A 13,769-nucleotide genomic window follows, 5' to 3' on the forward strand; every position below is an offset into this window, starting at 1 on the left:
TAATTTCGCGGGCGTGAAAAATTGACTGGGCGGGCGGTCAGGAAGGCCATCGGCCCAGAGTTTTGACCCACCCCCTGGCCTTCCGCAGGACGCACCCTAGGACGCCAATCCGCGGCTGTCTGATGCCGTCTTGCGCTTATGGCACTCGTGGTTGATCGCACGCAGATTGCTGAGCGCATCGGTGCCGCCTGCCGCCTTCGGCACCTTGTGGTCTACCTCGTGTGCAGTGCGAACCCTGCCCAGCGATTGGCATTCTTCGCACTGGCAAAGGTACCCATCACGACGCAGCACCTTCTCCCTGAGCTTCTGCCAGCTGTAGCCGTAGCCTCTGGATGTGGTACTGCCCGCCGCGTCCTGCCGCCGCGCCCAGCCGCTGCTCTGGCTGGTGTGCTCATCGCAGTAGCCCCCAGCGTTGCGGGTCAGCGCGTTGCAGCCCCGGGCGCGGCATGGCTTGTTGGGTCGCAGCGCCATCAGAGAGGCTTTCCTGCCAGGTCAAAGCGCGGATTGCCGAGGTCGCCGCCCTCATCCTGCTGATCGGCCAGGTAGTCCACCATCTCGCGGTTGCTCTCGGCCAACAGCCTGTTGCTCTCGGCCAGCTCCAGCATCGCCTGTGTCTGGCGTGCCAGCGCGGCCATCAGCTCTTGGTGCTCGGTCATTTGCCATCCCATCCCAGCTGCTTGAGGTCGCCTTCCACGCGCTTGATCCGCTGGCTTATCAGGTCAAGCACCGGGCGGAGTGCTACAGCGTCCATCTCGTCATCTTGATAGCTGCCAATGACGGCGACACGGAAGCCACCCTTCCGCTCAGCATCGTCGTAAAGCTTCTTCAGCCGGTCGCGCTCGTGGAACAGCGCCAGGGCCGTCTTGATCTGCTGCTGATTCATCCCCTGCCCCTACGGCGTTCGCTGCCGTCCCAGCGCTCAAAGCCAGCCGGCCAGATCTTGGCGACGTTGCCGCGGGCCTGGACGACCAGCGCCAGGCTCAGGCCGTAGAATGCCGTGTTGTACCAGGACACCACCGGGAGATGGCTCTCCATGATGATCCGGGCGGTGATGCTCATGAACTGCATGCCAGTCGTGGCGCACAGGGCAAAGGCGATTACCGATACGCCCAGGCGATACCGTGAGTCAGGATCAGGTCGGTAGACGAATCCGATCATGATGAAGATGCCGGCGCAGAACAGCGCCTGCAGGATTGCGGCCATGGGTCAGCCCCCTTTGCCGAAGCGAATGCTGAACACCCACCGCAGGAAGCGCGGCATGGTGCCCGTTTCAACCCATTCGACCAGGCCGGCAAGGAAGACTACACAGACAGCGCCGCAAGCCATGGCCACAAGGCCGGTAGTTCTCGTCCATTCCTGCCCGATCGCCTCGGCGGCAGCGAAGTAGCCACCGATCCAGCCCACGAACAGGTAGCCCACACGCCGGAAGAACGGCATGTCCTTGGCGAACACCACGTAGAAGAAGGCACCGCCGAAGGCGCCGACCAGCGCAGCAGGATCAAGGTCGGGGAACACCGCACCCAGGCCCAGACTAGCGAACAAGCCGGCCAGCCCGATGCTCGTGGATGAGGGTTCGCCCATTGCGATACTCCAGAAATGCGAAAGGCCCGCCGAAGCGAGCCTTGAGAATTGACGCCCGTTGCCAGGCGGACCCGAGGGCCATGTGCCCCTGAGGGGCTGCCTACTGTCATCACGACGTTGGCGTTTGGATCAGGGGGCTGGTCCCGCTCCCAGCTCTGGGCCTCCGGCATCAGCCAGAGCATTCCCCTGAAACGAAAAAGCCCCGGCACTAGGCCAGGGCTTCGGAGTCGTCTGCATCTTCATCACGCGCAGAATCGACAAGATAGGGAAATAGTCGCTCAGCCGCTCACTTCCGTCAAGCAGCGATGTGAACCAGTAGCCCTTCCTCTTCGATGATGGCTTCGGCCCGACGCAGTGCCTGGGTCACCAGTTCCTCGCAGCGCTTGCCGATGCCACCTCGCCAGCGGCGCCGAGTCTGTTCGGGGCGGGCGTCAGGGTCCCAACCATTCATGTCGTAGAAGCGGGCATCAAGCACGATCATGTCGGTGGAGCGCTTCACGTACTCATCACGCTTCACCTCCTCGACGTCGATTTTCTCAACATGGCGATTCTCTTCGGCAAATCGCTTGGCGGCCCAATTGGATAGCGCCTTGAACTGCGCATCCTCTCTTGCTGACCGGCTCGCCAGCTCCTGCCCATTCGACACGGCCTTGCCCGGTAGCTTGGGGATTGCCCAGGCGGTGACGGCCTTAGAGACGAACAGCCGCGGCGCGGGTGACTCGACACGCGGGATCATGAAGCCGATGGCCTCGATCTTGCGCGCTTTGTGGGTGCTGTACTTGGCCACCAGCACCGCCCAGTCCAGAGGGGACAATTGGCGGTGCAGCCTGGCATGCAGCAGGCAATCCATGTCGCGCTGCTCCTGAGGACTCAGGCCGCTGCCACAGCGCGCCTCCGGGTAGCCGGCTTCGTACAGCTTCTGCCAAGCCTGCTTGCTGGTGTTGTCGATGGTCTCGGCGGACAGGCAGCGGACGACTGCGCTCAGGGTGTCGCGGTAATAGCTCATGGTCAGTCTCCGGTGTAATGCGAGAAGCCGGCGCCGCGGCGGTTGTTCTCTTGGGTCGGCTGCGTCCGCTGCAGAGTTGCTATCTGGTTCCGTAGGTCTCGAATCTTGCGTGCCAGCGTCAGGGCAACCTCGCCTTCAGGGATGGGCGATCCATCCGAAGCCAGGACCGCACCGGCTGCCAGGCACGAGGGGCATTCCCACTCGTAGCCCGTTATGCCGACGTAGGTGCCGGCACCGAAGCAGGCTGGGCACTGGACGGTCGGCTGCACCTGCTTCTTGAAGTCAGGCCCGTGCTTGCGCATTGGCCCTCCGGTCGATCTCCTTCTGGATCTCCTCGCGCTCGCCCAGGGCGCGTGACATGTCACGCTGGGCTTTCTCCTGGCCGGCGCGGTTGACGCTGCAGCTGTCCTTCCAGATGCGCCCACCCAGGCGGGAACCAGGGCGACGGGCCGACTGGTAGCCGCGGCAGGCCTGAGCGGCACTGGCCGCGTTCGTGTACAGCTCCTGCAGCACCATCCGGCGCCGGCGCAGGTCCTCATCGCTGGCGGTGGCCAGGCGCTTGGCGGCCAGGGCGTTCATCTCGGCGATCACCGCATCGGCGTCATCAGGCGCTGCCAGGCGAGCCTCGTCGTGGTGGCTCAAAAAGACGACCAGTGATTGGCCGAGGATCTGCCGGGCCAGGCCGGCCAGGTCGTGTGCTGGGTGGCTCATTGAATGACCTCCGTCTTGGGAAGGCGCATGTAGGCCCTGATGTGCTCCTCGGCGTCGTGCACTCCACGGCACACGATTGCCAGGTAGCCCTGGTCGTTCAGCAGCTGCAGGGTGGCCTCCTGATTCGCCGCTACGTCCGCATCCCGCGGAGGAGTCGCTTTGAACTCGATCCGCATGCCGTGCCAGCCGCCGCGGGGAATATCGATGTTGATATCCGGCATCCCCGCCCTCACGCCCTGGGCCTTGAGCTTCTTCGCCGTCAGCATGTGGCGGTCGCCGCCATTGGGGACGTGGTAGATCAGCTTCGAATCCTTCGGGTACTGGAGGTCGATCCAGCGGAACAGCGCGGCCTGCTCCTTGCCTTCCCAGTCGACCGGCTTCTTTTTCCGAGTGCGAGCCTCGCGCGGGGCGGCCCAGGACTTGAGGGCGGCGGTCATGCGGCACCCCTGATCGTCATCAGGCCGTCACGGATCCAGATAGCCTGAGTCTCGGCCAGAGCCCGGATGACATCGCGCTGATCCAGCTCGCCCTGGCGTCGGCCGTCCAGCAGGTCATGGCAGCAGCTGCAGGCAAACACAGCCATGTTGTCCGGGCTCTTCAGGCCCATGCCCTTCTGGCCGCAGGCGATGTGCGCCAGCACCGTCGTCTCGGGGTTGCCGTTGCAAACGCCTGGGATGCGCAGGGTGCAGTCCTGGCCGCGCGCGCTGTCGCGAAGTTTCTTGGATTGGACGCGGCTCACTGCTCGTCCCTCCGCCCCTGGATGTCGCCCAACATGTCGCCGAACGGGCGGCGCGGTGCCGGCGCCTCGCGCTTCACCGGACGGGCCAGCTCCTGCTCCCGGAAGTGCTGATAGGGCTCCGTGGCGATCAGCGAGGGATTACAACCGGTACCGCGACCAAAGCCCTTGTCGTATGCCAACTCCAGCTCTTCCTTGAACTGGGCTTCGGTGAACGATCTGGTCATGCTGCGGATTTCCTCAGGTCACGGATCTTTGCCCGGTATTGGGCCTTGATGGCTTGCAGGTCTTCGATGGTGTAGTGCTTGGCCTCATGGGGCCCTTCCAGCCACTCCACCTGGGCGGCGCCGAGCTTCTGCACCAGGGTGGCCCGGTAGTTCACGATGTCGCCGGACTTGTGGTTGTTGCAGGGTGCGCACTGCTTCCACACGTTGAGAGGTTCGAAGCGCAGCTCGGGGGCGCTGGCGACGGTGCGGTAGTGGCCGGCGTGGTACTGACCATCGTGGTGCCGGCCACAGCTGATACAGGGCTCTGCGGCGTCGCGCAGGCGGATCCACTGGTTGAAAATGGCCTGGGTCTCGCGCAGGTAGTCGGCCCTGGACTTCAGCCGTTGCTTGCGGACGCGGATCTCGCGGCGCTCCACCTGCTCGATGGCCTTGCGCTGCTTCCGCTTCTGGTTCTCGGCATGGGCCAATCCGCACTTCAGGCCACAGACCTTCTGCAGGCTGCGCACCGGGACGAACTCGACCTTGCAGACTGAGCACGCCTTGGGCTTTCGGGGCTTCGCCGTGGTCAGCGTCATGCGGCGATTCCCCAGTGGTCGGCGGTGGTGAATCTCACCTGGCGCTCAGCGGCGAATGCCTCCATCACCTCGAACATGTCGCTGAACCAGGCCTTGCTCTTCTGCCGGGTGGATACGCCCAGGACGACGAAGCCACCATCCAGGCCAGGGACAACCCGCTGCTGCTCGACCGAGGCACTGAACACGTGCTTCCAGTCCTCTTCGCTCAGGCGCTGGCCGTGCCATTCGATCTGGCGGGAGATGTCGCGGAGCATGGCCCACATGCGGCGGTTCTGGGCGTCGGTGCGGACCTCCTCACGCATCGACCAGGTCCAGCCGGCGGAGAGGTCAACGCGCTGCAGCAGAGCGATGGCGCGGGCGCGGTCGGCTTCGGTGCGGAGTGGGAATGCGGGACGGTTCATGGCTTGGCCTCCTGGTGGCGACGAACCGCCTCCATCTGGTGATCGACTCGTGCCTTCAGGTCATCGGTCACGCGCATGACCTCCTGGCGTCGCTGCAGCTCCTTGGCCTGGCGACCCTTCCTGAGGTCGTCGCGGATCTCGTTCAGCTTCGCCTTGACGTCCACGGTGGGAGTGCCGGCGTTGCCGGTGATCAGGCCAGCGATGGCGATCCCGTTGCCGGTGGGCGCGTCGTAGGCCAGGCGCTGGCGATGTTCCTGGGCGATGGCCGGGGTGATGCGCCCCATCCGCTCGGCCTGCTCGACCGCCTCGATGCGGCGCTGGGCGTCATAGCCGAGGGAAACCGACCAGGCGACGGGCATGGCTTCCGACCGGGCCTGCTGGACCAGGCGCTCGTAGGCGGACAGGAACGCCATCCGGGCGCCGACCTTGTCGCCTACCCGCAGGATCGGCAGCGCGGCCGAAAGGGCCTGCTGGATCTCCTGGGTGAGCACCACGGTGTCGAACTCATCGGTCGATGCCAGGGCGATGGACCAGGCCTCGTCCTTGCCCGGGCGGCCATCGGCGGCGTCGATGCGCTGAAGCACAGCGGCCAGGGTCAGGCGGCCAGTCAGTTCACGGCGGCAGGCCTTGAGCGCGGCGCTCACGACCGGCACTGGGTACTCGGCCAGGTCTTCGGCCATCATCTCGGCGGCATCGGGGGTGATGGTCTGGCCCAGCACCTCGGCGGTGGCCACGATGGCCAGGGCCAGCTGAGCGACATGCTCGGGGCTCATGCGGTCACAGGAAGTCATTCGCGCGGCGCTCCTCGCGGCTCAGGATGCGCTGGGCAGCCTCCTGGCCAGCGTTCAGGTTGGCTTGCTTGCGCTCCTGCTGCTGGGCAGTGGTCGCGTTCATCTGGCGGTTGGTGGCCCACTGGGTGTGATAGGCCTCGGCGCGAACCAGCAGGTCGCCGATGCTGTGGCAGCCGTTGATCAGGCGGGAGTCGTTGATACCGACGAAGTAGGCGGCGACGTGGTGGGCGATATCGGCGCCAAGGCGATCAACCAGCTGACCGATCTGGCCGGCGACCTTGGCGTTCCACACCGGCCAAGCCTGGTAGCGCTTGCGGTAGGCCATGGCGTAGTTGGCCCAGGCCTTGAACGTTTTGCAGGATTGGTCTTTCGGGCCAGGCATGTCGGCGGGGATGTCACACCGCGGCTGGTCGACCACCAGGGTCAGTGCGGCGGGTTGGGACTGCGCAGCGGGACCGGCCTGCAAAACCTGACTGGTACCCTGATTACTGGTTACCTGATTACTGGTTTCATGATTTGTCGGAGATTTTTCCGACCCTGCTCGGATTTTTTTCCGAGGTTGGGTCGGATTTTTTTCCGAGGTAGGTCGGATATTTTTCCGAGGTGCATCGGATATTTTTCCGACCTTCGCAGTGGTAGAGGTCGGATATTTTTCCGACCCATCCAGCTTGCGATTCCACTCCTTCCCCTTGCGGGTGATGCGCACCAGGGTGATGGTCGCGGTGTGGGAGATCTCGATCAAACCGATGGCGTCCAGCTGCTTCAGCAGGCGATACGCGGTGTCGGGCTTGTCGGTCAGGATCGGCAACTCCTCGATGATCTTCGCCTTGCTCAGGGCGTAGAACTCACCGTCGTCGGTGCGCATCATCCTGGCCCAGGACGGGCACTCGTAGACGAACGCGAACAGCAGGGCCTGCTGGGGGTTGAGCCCCCATTCGACCGACTTCGCCTGGTTGATCGTGATGGTGTACTGCATGATCAATCCCAGCCCAGGGGTCCCGGGCGCTTCTTCTCGGCCTTCAGGCCAATGCGTGCCATGGTTTCGAGCGCCGACAGGTAATCCGCCGTCACCACCACCGCGTCATCGGGGACAACGCGCAAACCAAGCAGCGCCAGGACCTTGGCCCAGCGCTGATACTCATCCTCGTTCCATCGAGAAACGGTGGACTCGCTGCAACCGACTTCCAGGGCGATCTGCTTCTGACTCACACGCGAAATCCGCTGCAAGATCAGCGTTTCGATCTCCCGTGCGATGTCATTCCTGCTGGCGCTTAATGCGAGTGTGCTCATGGTCAGGCCGCCGGAGCTTGGTCTTCGTGGCCCGGCTCCGGGAACACGTCAGACAGGTTGCACTTGGCGCCCAAGGCGTTGAGTCCGGCCACGATGCGGCGGCTCATGCTCAATCCGGGCGTGCGGCGGCCAGTCTCGTAGTGGGCGATAGCGCCTTGAGTGAGACCGACCTTCTTGGCGAGGGCGAGCTGGGTAATCCCAGACTTCTCGCGAACTTTCTTCAGGGTCGACATAGGGGTGATCTCCGGTTGGATACGGAGATATTACGTTCAGTAATTTTTATGAGCAAGGGATTATTACGGCATGTCGCTGGCAGAGCTGAATACAGCGCGTAATGTTGCGCCCATGGAAAAATGGAACGAGCTGGCCAAGGCCAGAATGAAAGAGCTGAAGCTCACTCAGGAGAAGCTGGCGGAGTCGCTCGGCGTCACGCAGGGAGCTATTGCTCACTGGATGAGCGGAAGGCGCGAGCCTGACCTCGCGACGATCAACGCCATCCTTACGAAGCTCGCCCTGCCTACCTTGCAGATTGCTCGCGAGTCGAGGCAGTCGAACATCGAGATAGTGCCGTCCGGCCGCCGCCAGATCGCCTACCCCGTCATCAGCATGATCGCCGCCGGCGAATGGGCTGAGGCCGTCGAGAGCCATCCGGTGGGCTTCGGTGATGAGTACCTGTCGACCGACTACGAAGGGTCCGGCATGTGCTTCTGGGCGAAGGTGAAGGGCGACTCGATGACTTCGAACTATGGGCCCAGCTTCCCAGATGGCAGCTACGTGCTGGTCGATACCGGCCTCGCCGCGACACCTGGCGCCCTGGTGGTGGCCAAGCGCGTCCAGGATGGCGAGGCGACCTTCAAGCGGCTCGTCGAGGACGCCGGCCGCCAGTACCTGCGCCCCCTCAACCCGGCCTTCGAGATGCTACCCATCGACGAAGAGACCCGGATCATCGGTGTGGTCAAGGAGATGAGGCAAAAGCTATGAGATATGCAGTGGCGGCGATGTTGATGGCTTTTTCGGCGGCAAGTCACGCGTTCACCGGCACGGAGATCACGGCTTGGGCTGTGAATGCCCAAAAGGAACCCAGGGGTTCAGACGCTATGGCTCTTTCAGCCTATGTCGCGGCTGTTGTGGACGGCCGGAACAACGTAGATTTCTGCCTTCCCTCGCATGCGACCTATCAAGACGCTATCAACCTGGTAAAGCCTTTCGCGATGGACTGGCCAGTGTATGCAACTGGCTCAGGCGCATGGTTGGTGACGAACGCGATAAGGACGAAGTACCCCTGCAACTGAAGCCATTCGTCGCTGACACTCCGCAAAGATGGCACCTTGCCGCCTCGCTAGCTATCGTAATACTGTATATGCGAACAGCGTCACAGGGAGCTAGCCATGCCGTCCACCGCACATCAAATGACCAGCTACGAGCTTCTCGTGGCTCGGACAAGCCTCATCCTGTCATCGCCCCGTGCGCAGATCCAGCGACAGGCGAGCATCGAGCGTCTGCATCATGAGACCGACGCTGACTGGGAGCGCTTCCTGGAAGAGTTGGGCGCTGAGCTGACCGTGACCACTACCCGCCGCGCTGATGGCGGAGTCGACGTCTCGTGGGAGACCCCCGCCATTTGATCCAACTACCCAGGTTTCCTTGGTAGTTCACCAGCCCGCCTAGTGCGGGCTTTTTTGCGCCTGGAGGTATTTTTATTACGAGACGTATTGACTCGTGTAATTACACAGCGTAATTTTAACCCACCGCCAGCCACGCTGGCCCGGCCAGACCACCGGCCCTGCTCTTTACACAACCTGGGACCCCCGCGAGCCGATCCGCCTTCTGGCGTACAGCGCGGGCTACAAGTTTCGGCTCCCGAGCTGGTGCGGATCACCAGCCATGCAGGCCCATGCGCTGCATGCAAACTCAGCCAGTCACCGCGACCGAGCCAGTAGCTCATAGCGGCAGTCGGGAGGACCCGCGACAGGGAAGGCTGAGGGAAATAGACGTTTTCTTCGATGCGCTTCGATGAGGCGCATCAGGGAAAACAACGGGAGATGTAAATGAATACGCCTACACGAGAAGAAGCAATCAGCGCCGAGATCAGCTCCTACGAAGCGATGCTCGCTCGGAAAGTCGAGATTCGGAAAGCTCTAGATGTAGCAATTTCTGAGCTTACCCAGGCCTACACAAACATTGTCGGTGCCAAGCAGATTTTTGAAGAGGTCAAGCGCGAAAACATTGAAGAACTTCGCCTGTATCGCCAAACGATTCGACGCGAAGCATCAGAAATCGCTCAGGCCTCTAACGAAATCAGGAATGCACTGAAGGGATCAACCATCGCTGATCTTCGCGAGTTTGTGTCGCTATGCGAGCGGATGAGCGCGCTTAAGGAGAAGGGCTTCAAGTTCCCTGCTACCGAATAAGAGCCACACCGATAGGACAACCCTATGGACCCCATGACCTACGCCCACAAGCTGGCCCGAGCCATGGGTCAGCGCTGGCGGGCCAGCACCCCCTTCCACTACCAGCAGGCCTTCCGGGTCTGCCTGCGTATCGCTAACAAGCGTCTCAACGTCGCCTAGGCATCCTTGCAGGCCTTCGCCGAGGGCCTGACGGTATGCTTCCCCAGCATCACCCCGCCAGCTACGGCTCACCCCTTCCACTGTCGGCCTTATTCCCGCGCTCCGGCGCACATTCGAGACCTTACCCATGACCCTCGCCATTCAGCATGAGCGGGCGCTCGAGTGCGCCCACGAGCATCTGCTGCAACTGCAGCACGACATCGACACGGCCAACCCCGACACGATGTTGGCCTACGCCACGCACTGCGACCTGGAGCTGGACCCGGCGCTGCCGGTGGCCCTGCTGGAAGCCCTGGCCGGGCTGAAGGCCAGCCAGTGGTGGGAGGCCTACATGCTGCTCAGCAGCGCCGCCCCTGCCCTGGCCGTTGAGCTGCGGCGCTGGCGCCAGCACGTGGATGCCCAATACACCCCCTTCTTCGACGATGAACTGCGGAACCGCCGCAAAGGAGCGCGAGCGCTATGAGAACGGATATCGAATGGATGCGTGAAAAGGCCACCTCGGTGCTAGACGCCGAAGTGCGCTGGCTCACCGAGTCGACCAACCCCCGCCCGCGGACGGACCACCTCCAAGGCCTAGTGCAGGCGTATTACGCCGTTAATCTGATCACTATCCGCCAGCTCAGCGACTACGAGCGCTTCATCCACACCATCGACCGTGATGCCACGCAGAAGATACGCGCCGCGGCCCTGAGCAAGCTTGGGAGAGCAGCATGAACGAACAATTCGACTACCACGCCAAGACTCCTCATGCATTCCCATTCAGCCAGGAAATGGCAGGCGGCCGGGTCGATAACCCGGGCATGGAGCTGCGGGACTACTTCGCGGCCAAGGCCATGCAGGGCTTCAGCGCCAGCTCCGACGAGCAACTGATCAAGAAGACCTTCGACGAGATCGCAAGCCTGGCATACCGGCAGGCTGACGCCATGTTGAAGGCCAGGGAGGTGCAATCGTGACCACCTCCCCCGTCCCCGCCATCACCGACGACCAGCTCGAAGAGCTGGCCGGGCGCCGCCTCGGCGACGTGCTGGCCCAGGTCATCCGCTACGGCCTGGACGCCCAGCCGTACCGCATGAGCCGCGAGCGCAATCCTCAGGGCGACATGCTCTGGATCATCAAGGTTCGGCGGCCAGCTCTGGCCACCCACGCCTAAACCCTCAACCAAACCTCAATCGGCTGCATGAGCGGCCAGGGACGCTATCGCCATGACAAACCAGCAGATCATCACCGTCGACGACATCAGCTCCGAGAACGCCGCCGCCATCTATGTGCAAGGCGGCCTGGCCCAGTTTGTCGAGCTAGCCCGCGCAGAGGTATCCAGCGAGGTACCCGACCTGAGCACCAGGAAAGGTCGCGAGCGCATCGCCAGCCTAGCCGCCAAGGTCAGTAAGTCGAAGGTCGCGGTCGAGAAGCCTGGCCGGGACTACCTGAAGCGGCTGAAGGAGATGCCCAAGGTCGTTGAGACCGAGCTGCGCGAGTTCGTCACGGCGATGGATGCCCTGCGCGATGAGACTCGGCGCCCGTTGACCGAATGGGAGCAGGCCGAGCAAGAACGCGTCCAACACCACGAGGAACGCATCGACTGGCTACGTAATCGTGACGACCTGCTAGCCGAGTTGGACGCCGAGCAAATCAGCGCACGGATCGCTGAGGTGGAAGCGGTCGCGCTGGGCGACCAGTGGGAGGAGTTCGAGGCGGAGGCGGCGCGGGTCAAGGACGCGATGCTGACCAAGCTGCGCACAGCTCTCATCGTCCGCGAGCGCTACGACCTTGAGCAGGCCGAACTCGCACGCCTCCGTCAGGAGCAGGTGGAGCGCGAGCAGCGTGAACGGGAGGAGCGTATCGCCCGTGAAGCAGCAGAGCGTGCCCAGCGTGAGGCCGAACATCGCGCCCAGGTCGAGCGTGAGGAGAGCATCCGCCGCGAGCAGCAGGCCCAGGCTGCGGCAGAGCGCCGCGAACTGGAGCTGAAGCTGCAGGCCGAGCAAGCCGAGCGGGAGCGAATGGCCGCCCAGCAGCGCGCCGACCAGGCGGAACGTGACGCTGCAGCACGCGCAGAGGCTGCAGCGCAGGCTGAACGCCAGCGCCAAGCCGATGAGCAGGCCCGCATCCAGCGTGAGGCAGCTGCTCGCGAAGCTGACAAGAAGCACAAGGCGAGCATCAACCGCACGGCCATGGAAGCCTTCATTGCTGGCGGGCTATCCGAAGAGTGCGCCAGGCAGGCGGTAACGCTGATCGCCAAACGCTCGATTCCCAACGTCCAGATTTCCTACTGAGGTTTCCATGAGCACTGCATTGACGCCGCTCCTCAACAAATTCGCCACCCGCTACGAGATGGGCACGACGCCTGAAGAGGTAGCAAACACCCTAAAGCAGACCTGCTTCAAGGGCCAGGTCAGCGACTCCCAGATGGTCGCCCTGCTGATTGTATCCGACCAGTACAAGCTCAACCCCTTCACGAAGGAGATATACGCCTTCCCGGACAAGAACAACGGCATCGTGCCGGTTGTGGGAGTCGACGGCTGGGCACGGATCATCAACGAGAACCCGCAGTTCGACGGCATGGAATTCTCGATGGATCCGCAGGGCACTGAGTGCACCTGCAAGATCTACCGCAAGGACCGCAGCCACCCGACCAGCGCGACCGAGTACATGTCCGAGTGCAAGCGCGGAACCCAGCCCTGGCAGTCCCACCCGCGGCGCATGCTTCGCCACAAGGCAATGATTCAATGCGCTCGCCTGGCCTTCGGCTTCGCTGGAATCTACGACCAGGACGAAGCCGAGCGCATCGTGGAGAAAGACCTGGGCACCGGTGAGCCAGTCGAAGAGATCACAGCCGAGCTACAGGCCATCCAAGCGGCCGAGAGCATGGATGAGCTGCAGGCAGCATTCACCGGGGCTTGGAAGACCTTCAAGACGAAGCGAGCCAGGGATGCCCTGACCACCGCCAAGGATCAGCGCAAAAAGCAGCTGCTCGATCAGCCTATCGACGCCGAGTACTCGGAGGTGCCGAATGGAACAGCGCAGTGATGAATGGTTCGCCGCCCGCCTGGGAAAGGTTACGGCTAGCAAGGTGAAGGACGTGATGGCGAAGGGGCGTGGCAGCGCGCCCTCTGCCACCCGGGCCAACTACATGATGATGCTGCTATGCGAGCGACTCACTGGCGTCCCGGGCGGCGAGGACCTGTCGCGCAAGCCGGCAGTACAGCGCGGCGTCGAGTTGGAGCCGGTCGCGCGCTCAGCCTACGAGGTCGATCAGGGCGTTATGACGATCGAGTCAGGGCTGATTGTTCATCCGCGGATGCCTGAGTTCGCAGCATCTCCCGATGGATTGGTTGGTGCAGATGGGCTTTTGGAGATCAAGTGCCCTAACACCGCCCAGCACATCTCGGTCATCCAATCCGGAAAGCATGACACGCAGTACGAGTGGCAGATGTTCGCTCAGATGGCCTGCTCCGGGCGTGAGTGGGTCGACTTCGTCAGCTTCGATGACCGCCTGCCAGAAGAGCTTCAGTACGCCAGATTCCGCCTGTACCGCGACGAGAAGCGCATTCTTGAGATGGAAGCGGAGATCCACGACTTCCTGGAAGAACTTGCCGAGCTGCAGGCCGACATGATTGAGCGCATGGGCAGGCAGTCAGCATGATCCGGATAGCCAACCCCTGCGGCGTCTCCCTCGATGAGCAGCAGGCCGCCCGAATCTACGACGTCACCGGTGCCTGGGCGCACGTTGAGCGCACGCAAGCCGCATAGGGATCCCACGTGCCCGCCTACTACAACGAAATCGAACCGTATGCGGCCGCGTGGCTGCGCACCCTAATTTCCGCCGGGCACATCGCGCCAGGCGACGTCGACGAGAGGGACATCCGCGATGTTCGACCAGACGA

The 13,769-nt window shown here is 63.0% G+C and carries 29 protein-coding genes; 12 read left to right on the plus strand and 17 right to left on the minus strand.

The features are described from left to right. Nucleotides 1–96: 96 nt before the first annotated feature. From RND78_RS02880 to RND78_RS02960, 17 genes are all read right to left on the minus strand, one after another. Nucleotides 97–471 (minus strand): HNH endonuclease, encoded by a 375-nt coding sequence (locus RND78_RS02880; protein WP_312725930.1) that lies wholly within the window; start codon nucleotides 469–471, stop codon nucleotides 97–99. Further along, nucleotides 471–656, minus strand: coding sequence for a hypothetical protein (locus RND78_RS02885; protein ID WP_312725931.1), 186 nt, complete (start codon nucleotides 654–656; stop codon nucleotides 471–473). Before RND78_RS02885 ends, RND78_RS02880 begins: the two co-directional genes overlap by 1 nt. Further along, nucleotides 653–883, minus strand: a complete 231-nt coding sequence (locus RND78_RS02890) for a hypothetical protein (RefSeq protein WP_312725932.1) — start codon at nucleotides 881–883, stop codon at nucleotides 653–655. The genes RND78_RS02885 and RND78_RS02890 overlap by 4 nt, the downstream gene beginning before the upstream one ends. Next, on the minus strand, nucleotides 880–1,203 hold the full coding sequence (locus tag RND78_RS02895) for a phage holin family protein (protein WP_312725933.1): 324 nt from the start codon (nucleotides 1,201–1,203) through the stop codon (nucleotides 880–882). The genes RND78_RS02890 and RND78_RS02895 overlap by 4 nt, the downstream gene beginning before the upstream one ends. Before the next feature lie 3 nt (nucleotides 1,204–1,206). Then, entirely contained in the window at nucleotides 1,207–1,581 is a 375-nt protein-coding gene (locus RND78_RS02900) for a putative holin (RefSeq protein WP_312725934.1), read from the minus strand. A gap of 295 nt (nucleotides 1,582–1,876) precedes the next feature. Then, on the minus strand, nucleotides 1,877–2,587 hold the full coding sequence (locus RND78_RS02905) for a hypothetical protein (protein ID WP_312725936.1): 711 nt from the start codon (nucleotides 2,585–2,587) through the stop codon (nucleotides 1,877–1,879). A 2-nt stretch (nucleotides 2,588–2,589) separates the two neighbouring features. After that, nucleotides 2,590–2,889, minus strand: a complete 300-nt coding sequence (locus RND78_RS02910) for a hypothetical protein (RefSeq protein WP_312725939.1) — start codon at nucleotides 2,887–2,889, stop codon at nucleotides 2,590–2,592. Further along, nucleotides 2,870–3,298 carry a hypothetical protein gene (locus RND78_RS02915; RefSeq protein ID WP_312725940.1) on the minus strand — a complete coding sequence of 143 codons (429 nt, stop codon included), beginning with the start codon at nucleotides 3,296–3,298 and terminating at the stop codon, nucleotides 2,870–2,872. The genes RND78_RS02910 and RND78_RS02915 overlap by 20 nt, the downstream gene beginning before the upstream one ends. Then, nucleotides 3,295–3,735 (minus strand): VRR-NUC domain-containing protein, encoded by a 441-nt coding sequence (locus tag RND78_RS02920; protein ID WP_312725941.1) that lies wholly within the window; start codon nucleotides 3,733–3,735, stop codon nucleotides 3,295–3,297. Before RND78_RS02920 ends, RND78_RS02915 begins: the two co-directional genes overlap by 4 nt. Next, nucleotides 3,732–4,037 (minus strand): nuclease domain-containing protein, encoded by a 306-nt coding sequence (locus tag RND78_RS02925; RefSeq protein WP_312725943.1) that lies wholly within the window; start codon nucleotides 4,035–4,037, stop codon nucleotides 3,732–3,734. Before RND78_RS02925 ends, RND78_RS02920 begins: the two co-directional genes overlap by 4 nt. Further along, complete coding sequence (locus RND78_RS02930) at nucleotides 4,034–4,261, minus strand: hypothetical protein (protein ID WP_312725944.1); 228 nt, start codon at nucleotides 4,259–4,261, stop codon at nucleotides 4,034–4,036. Before RND78_RS02930 ends, RND78_RS02925 begins: the two co-directional genes overlap by 4 nt. Next, on the minus strand, nucleotides 4,258–4,836 hold the full coding sequence (locus tag RND78_RS02935; protein ID WP_312725945.1) for a recombination protein NinG: 579 nt from the start codon (nucleotides 4,834–4,836) through the stop codon (nucleotides 4,258–4,260). Before RND78_RS02935 ends, RND78_RS02930 begins: the two co-directional genes overlap by 4 nt. Next, nucleotides 4,833–5,237 (minus strand): recombination protein NinB, encoded by a 405-nt coding sequence (locus RND78_RS02940; protein WP_312725947.1) that lies wholly within the window; start codon nucleotides 5,235–5,237, stop codon nucleotides 4,833–4,835. Before RND78_RS02940 ends, RND78_RS02935 begins: the two co-directional genes overlap by 4 nt. Further along, nucleotides 5,234–6,028, minus strand: coding sequence for a hypothetical protein (locus tag RND78_RS02945; protein WP_312725948.1), 795 nt, complete (start codon nucleotides 6,026–6,028; stop codon nucleotides 5,234–5,236). The genes RND78_RS02940 and RND78_RS02945 overlap by 4 nt, the downstream gene beginning before the upstream one ends. Then, complete coding sequence (locus tag RND78_RS02950; RefSeq protein ID WP_312725949.1) at nucleotides 6,015–7,004, minus strand: phage replication protein; 990 nt, start codon at nucleotides 7,002–7,004, stop codon at nucleotides 6,015–6,017. The genes RND78_RS02945 and RND78_RS02950 overlap by 14 nt, the downstream gene beginning before the upstream one ends. Before the next feature lie 2 nt (nucleotides 7,005–7,006). Continuing rightward, entirely contained in the window at nucleotides 7,007–7,318 is a 312-nt protein-coding gene (locus RND78_RS02955; protein ID WP_312725950.1) for a CII family transcriptional regulator, read from the minus strand. A gap of 2 nt (nucleotides 7,319–7,320) precedes the next feature. Further along, nucleotides 7,321–7,551, minus strand: a complete 231-nt coding sequence (locus RND78_RS02960; protein ID WP_312725951.1) for a helix-turn-helix transcriptional regulator — start codon at nucleotides 7,549–7,551, stop codon at nucleotides 7,321–7,323. 70 nt (nucleotides 7,552–7,621) lie between these two features. On the opposite strand from RND78_RS02960, the gene RND78_RS02965 reads away from it, so the two are divergent. From RND78_RS02965 to RND78_RS03015, 12 genes are all read left to right on the plus strand, one after another. After that, nucleotides 7,622–8,299 carry a S24 family peptidase gene (locus tag RND78_RS02965; protein WP_312725952.1) on the plus strand — a complete coding sequence of 226 codons (678 nt, stop codon included), beginning with the start codon at nucleotides 7,622–7,624 and terminating at the stop codon, nucleotides 8,297–8,299. A gap of 23 nt (nucleotides 8,300–8,322) precedes the next feature. After that, on the plus strand, nucleotides 8,323–8,610 hold the full coding sequence (locus RND78_RS28145; RefSeq protein WP_409457016.1) for a Rap1a/Tai family immunity protein: 288 nt from the start codon (nucleotides 8,323–8,325) through the stop codon (nucleotides 8,608–8,610). A 96-nt stretch (nucleotides 8,611–8,706) separates the two neighbouring features. Beyond that, nucleotides 8,707–8,943, plus strand: a complete 237-nt coding sequence (locus tag RND78_RS02970) for a DUF1654 domain-containing protein (RefSeq protein WP_312725953.1) — start codon at nucleotides 8,707–8,709, stop codon at nucleotides 8,941–8,943. 423 nt (nucleotides 8,944–9,366) lie between these two features. After that, a complete protein-coding gene (locus tag RND78_RS02975; protein ID WP_312725954.1) occupies nucleotides 9,367–9,729 on the plus strand; it encodes a hypothetical protein in 363 nt (120 codons plus the stop codon). A gap of 24 nt (nucleotides 9,730–9,753) precedes the next feature. Next, nucleotides 9,754–9,888, plus strand: a complete 135-nt coding sequence (locus RND78_RS02980) for a hypothetical protein (protein ID WP_312725955.1) — start codon at nucleotides 9,754–9,756, stop codon at nucleotides 9,886–9,888. Nucleotides 9,889–10,015: 127 nt separating this feature from the next. Further along, nucleotides 10,016–10,351: a hypothetical protein gene (locus RND78_RS02985; protein WP_312725956.1), complete on the plus strand. Its 336-nt coding sequence runs from the start codon at nucleotides 10,016–10,018 to the stop codon at nucleotides 10,349–10,351. Beyond that, complete coding sequence (locus RND78_RS02990) at nucleotides 10,348–10,602, plus strand: hypothetical protein (protein ID WP_312725957.1); 255 nt, start codon at nucleotides 10,348–10,350, stop codon at nucleotides 10,600–10,602. The genes RND78_RS02985 and RND78_RS02990 overlap by 4 nt, the downstream gene beginning before the upstream one ends. Continuing rightward, on the plus strand, nucleotides 10,599–10,841 hold the full coding sequence (locus RND78_RS02995) for a hypothetical protein (RefSeq protein ID WP_312725958.1): 243 nt from the start codon (nucleotides 10,599–10,601) through the stop codon (nucleotides 10,839–10,841). The genes RND78_RS02990 and RND78_RS02995 overlap by 4 nt, the downstream gene beginning before the upstream one ends. Then, the gene (locus RND78_RS03000; protein ID WP_312725959.1) at nucleotides 10,838–11,038 is read left to right on the plus strand and encodes a hypothetical protein; all 201 of its coding nucleotides are present in this window, start codon (nucleotides 10,838–10,840) and stop codon (nucleotides 11,036–11,038) included. The genes RND78_RS02995 and RND78_RS03000 overlap by 4 nt, the downstream gene beginning before the upstream one ends. A gap of 52 nt (nucleotides 11,039–11,090) precedes the next feature. Continuing rightward, nucleotides 11,091–12,158 carry a hypothetical protein gene (locus RND78_RS03005; RefSeq protein ID WP_312725960.1) on the plus strand — a complete coding sequence of 356 codons (1,068 nt, stop codon included), beginning with the start codon at nucleotides 11,091–11,093 and terminating at the stop codon, nucleotides 12,156–12,158. A gap of 7 nt (nucleotides 12,159–12,165) precedes the next feature. Next, nucleotides 12,166–12,912, plus strand: coding sequence for a phage recombination protein Bet (bet, locus tag RND78_RS03010; RefSeq protein ID WP_312725961.1), 747 nt, complete (start codon nucleotides 12,166–12,168; stop codon nucleotides 12,910–12,912). Further along, entirely contained in the window at nucleotides 12,896–13,528 is a 633-nt protein-coding gene (locus RND78_RS03015; protein WP_312725962.1) for a lambda-exonuclease family protein, read from the plus strand. The genes bet and RND78_RS03015 overlap by 17 nt, the downstream gene beginning before the upstream one ends. Nucleotides 13,529–13,769 lie beyond the last annotated feature (241 nt).

The sequence above is a fragment of the Pseudomonas oryzihabitans genome (genome assembly GCF_032027545.1).
In the GTDB taxonomy this organism is placed as follows: domain Bacteria; phylum Pseudomonadota; class Gammaproteobacteria; order Pseudomonadales; family Pseudomonadaceae; genus Chryseomonas; species Chryseomonas oryzihabitans_F.

Excerpts from the sequence above, each read along its gene's own strand:
- RND78_RS02900 (WP_312725934.1), bottom strand. The coding sequence starts at position 1,581 with ATGGGCGAACCCTCATCCACGAGCATCGGGCTGGCCGGCTTGTTCGCT.
- RND78_RS02945 (WP_312725948.1), bottom strand. The coding sequence starts at position 6,028 with ATGACTTCCTGTGACCGCATGAGCCCCGAGCATGTCGCTCAGCTGGCC.
- RND78_RS02920 (WP_312725941.1), bottom strand. The coding sequence starts at position 3,735 with ATGACCGCCGCCCTCAAGTCCTGGGCCGCCCCGCGCGAGGCTCGCACT.
- RND78_RS02885 (WP_312725931.1), bottom strand. The coding sequence starts at position 656 with ATGACCGAGCACCAAGAGCTGATGGCCGCGCTGGCACGCCAGACACAG.
- RND78_RS03005 (WP_312725960.1), top strand. The coding sequence starts at position 11,091 with ATGACAAACCAGCAGATCATCACCGTCGACGACATCAGCTCCGAGAAC.
- RND78_RS02915 (WP_312725940.1), bottom strand. The coding sequence starts at position 3,298 with ATGAGCCACCCAGCACACGACCTGGCCGGCCTGGCCCGGCAGATCCTC.
- RND78_RS02975 (WP_312725954.1), top strand. The coding sequence starts at position 9,367 with ATGAATACGCCTACACGAGAAGAAGCAATCAGCGCCGAGATCAGCTCC.
- RND78_RS02980 (WP_312725955.1), top strand. The coding sequence starts at position 9,754 with ATGGACCCCATGACCTACGCCCACAAGCTGGCCCGAGCCATGGGTCAG.
- RND78_RS02930 (WP_312725944.1), bottom strand. The coding sequence starts at position 4,261 with ATGACCAGATCGTTCACCGAAGCCCAGTTCAAGGAAGAGCTGGAGTTG.
- RND78_RS02890 (WP_312725932.1), bottom strand. The coding sequence starts at position 883 with ATGAATCAGCAGCAGATCAAGACGGCCCTGGCGCTGTTCCACGAGCGC.
- RND78_RS02905 (WP_312725936.1), bottom strand. The coding sequence starts at position 2,587 with ATGAGCTATTACCGCGACACCCTGAGCGCAGTCGTCCGCTGCCTGTCC.
- bet (WP_312725961.1), top strand. The coding sequence starts at position 12,166 with ATGAGCACTGCATTGACGCCGCTCCTCAACAAATTCGCCACCCGCTAC.
- RND78_RS02895 (WP_312725933.1), bottom strand. The coding sequence starts at position 1,203 with ATGGCCGCAATCCTGCAGGCGCTGTTCTGCGCCGGCATCTTCATCATG.
- RND78_RS02965 (WP_312725952.1), top strand. The coding sequence starts at position 7,622 with ATGTCGCTGGCAGAGCTGAATACAGCGCGTAATGTTGCGCCCATGGAA.
- RND78_RS03015 (WP_312725962.1), top strand. The coding sequence starts at position 12,896 with ATGGAACAGCGCAGTGATGAATGGTTCGCCGCCCGCCTGGGAAAGGTT.
- RND78_RS02935 (WP_312725945.1), bottom strand. The coding sequence starts at position 4,836 with ATGACGCTGACCACGGCGAAGCCCCGAAAGCCCAAGGCGTGCTCAGTC.
- RND78_RS02990 (WP_312725957.1), top strand. The coding sequence starts at position 10,348 with ATGAGAACGGATATCGAATGGATGCGTGAAAAGGCCACCTCGGTGCTA.
- RND78_RS02970 (WP_312725953.1), top strand. The coding sequence starts at position 8,707 with ATGCCGTCCACCGCACATCAAATGACCAGCTACGAGCTTCTCGTGGCT.
- RND78_RS28145 (WP_409457016.1), top strand. The coding sequence starts at position 8,323 with ATGGCTTTTTCGGCGGCAAGTCACGCGTTCACCGGCACGGAGATCACG.
- RND78_RS02960 (WP_312725951.1), bottom strand. The coding sequence starts at position 7,551 with ATGTCGACCCTGAAGAAAGTTCGCGAGAAGTCTGGGATTACCCAGCTC.
- RND78_RS02955 (WP_312725950.1), bottom strand. The coding sequence starts at position 7,318 with ATGAGCACACTCGCATTAAGCGCCAGCAGGAATGACATCGCACGGGAG.
- RND78_RS02950 (WP_312725949.1), bottom strand. The coding sequence starts at position 7,004 with ATGCAGTACACCATCACGATCAACCAGGCGAAGTCGGTCGAATGGGGG.
- RND78_RS02910 (WP_312725939.1), bottom strand. The coding sequence starts at position 2,889 with ATGCGCAAGCACGGGCCTGACTTCAAGAAGCAGGTGCAGCCGACCGTC.
- RND78_RS02995 (WP_312725958.1), top strand. The coding sequence starts at position 10,599 with ATGAACGAACAATTCGACTACCACGCCAAGACTCCTCATGCATTCCCA.
- RND78_RS02880 (WP_312725930.1), bottom strand. The coding sequence starts at position 471 with ATGGCGCTGCGACCCAACAAGCCATGCCGCGCCCGGGGCTGCAACGCG.
- RND78_RS02940 (WP_312725947.1), bottom strand. The coding sequence starts at position 5,237 with ATGAACCGTCCCGCATTCCCACTCCGCACCGAAGCCGACCGCGCCCGC.
- RND78_RS02985 (WP_312725956.1), top strand. The coding sequence starts at position 10,016 with ATGACCCTCGCCATTCAGCATGAGCGGGCGCTCGAGTGCGCCCACGAG.